This is a genomic window from Devosia alba, assembly GCF_039938915.1.
Classification (GTDB): Bacteria; Pseudomonadota; Alphaproteobacteria; order Rhizobiales; family Devosiaceae; genus Devosia; species Devosia alba.
This window is the reverse complement of sequence record NZ_JBDUUI010000105.1, coordinates 1-259: the sequence shown is the minus strand read 5'-3', so window position 1 is coordinate 259 and position 259 is coordinate 1. Positions and strand designations below refer to the sequence as shown.

Genomic DNA, 259 nt, shown 5'->3' with positions numbered 1-259 from the left:
CAACTATCAAAAGACGATATCGTTCATCTAAATATTTCAGGGATTTTATAGCAATATCAAACTGCTTAATCTCCGATATACGACCAACACACAGAAGATAAATTTTATTTCTATCTAACCCTAGCTTATCTCTAATTGAATTCTTTTCTTTCTCATCGACACAATAGAATTTTCTTCTTGAAACCCCTGGCTTTAGAATGGCAGGATTGCAAATTCCTAAACTCGCAATCTTTGTTTGCTTTTTCATATCCTCACTAAA

1 protein-coding gene is annotated in these 259 nt (G+C 32.8%); it reads right to left on the bottom strand.

Features of this window, described 5'->3' with window-relative positions:
- Positions 1-247 (bottom strand): hypothetical protein (locus ABFY71_RS18950; RefSeq protein ID WP_347947428.1); only part of this gene is annotated, 247 nt, incomplete at its 3' end.
- Between the last annotated feature and the right edge of the window lie 12 nt (positions 248-259).